The 1,132-nt window shown below is 70.3% G+C and carries 2 protein-coding genes; both read left to right on the top strand.

The features are described from left to right. Positions 1 to 290: transposase (locus ABD837_RS24860; RefSeq protein WP_345060041.1), on the top strand; the 290-nt coding region annotated here is incomplete at its 5' end. Beyond that, on the top strand, positions 287 to 1,132 hold an 846-nt coding region (locus tag ABD837_RS24855; RefSeq protein ID WP_345060038.1), incomplete at its 3' end, for an IS3 family transposase. The genes ABD837_RS24860 and ABD837_RS24855, both read left to right, overlap by 4 nt.

Below are 1,132 nucleotides of genomic sequence, written 5' to 3'. Positions count from 1 at the left end.
AGAGCGGGGCGTCGCCCGACCAACGGCGCAAATACGACGAGGCGTTTAAGGCGGAGGCCTTGCGCCTGGCCACGGAAAGCCGCAGCACGCAGGCCGCGGCCCGGCAACTGGGCATCAGCCCCAAGCTGCTCTACCGCTGGCAGCAGGCGCAGCTCGTGGCCGAGGTGGGCAGCGAAGAAGTGGCGCGCGACCCGGAAGTACGCGCCCTGCGCGCCCGCCTCAAGCGGGCGGAGCAGGAGCTCGATATTTTAAAAAAAGCCTTGGTCATCTTCGGCCAGCCGACCCGGTGAGCGCCTACCAGCACATCGGCCAACGGGCCGCCCAGGTGCCGGTGCGTCAGCTCTGCCAAGCGCTGCGCGTGGCCCCGGCCGCCTACTATGCCTGGCAGCGCCGCCAGCAGGAACCAACGGCCGAACCGGCCTGGCAAAGCGCGGTGCGCGAAGCGTTTGTGCGCGAAGCGTTTGTGCGCCACAGCCAGCGCTACGGCACGCGTCGGCTGCGCGCGGAAGTGCAAGCCGAAGGCCACGCGGTGGGGCGCTGGCGCATCCGCCGGGTGCTGCACGCCCACGGCCTGCGGGCCCAGCAGCCCCGCTCGTTTGTGCCGCGCACCACCGACTCCGACCCGGCCGTGCGCGCCGCGCCGAACCGCCTGCTCAACCAACCGGCCCCCACGGCCCCGAACCGGGTGTGGGTGGGCGACATCACCTACTTGCCCCGCCAGGGCGGGGGCTGGCTGTACCTGGCCGTGTGGCTCGACCGTTGCTCGCGCAAGGTCGTGGGCTGGGACGTGCGCGAAACCATGCCCGAAGACTTGGTCAGCGAAGCCTTGCGCCGCGCCCTGGCCGTGCGCCGTCCGCCGGCCGGGCTCATCGTGCACTCCGACCAAGGCAGCCAGTACACGGCCACCCGCTTTAAACAATTGCTGGCCCGTCACCGGGCCCTGGCCAGCATGAGCCGGCGCGGCAACTGCTACGACAACGCGCACGCCGAATCCTTTTGGAGCCGCTTCAAAGCCGAACTGCTCGACGGCGGCACTTTCCCCGGCTTGGCCGAGGCCCGGCTCGAAATCAGCCACCACGTCGCCTATTACAACGCCGAACGCCGCCACTCAGCCCTCGGCTACCACTCGCCC

Origin of the sequence: Hymenobacter glaciei (assembly GCF_039539585.1) — a bacterium.
In the GTDB taxonomy this organism is placed as follows: Bacteria; Bacteroidota; Bacteroidia; order Cytophagales; family Hymenobacteraceae; genus Hymenobacter; species Hymenobacter glaciei.
This window is presented reverse-complemented; position numbering and strand designations above follow the sequence as displayed.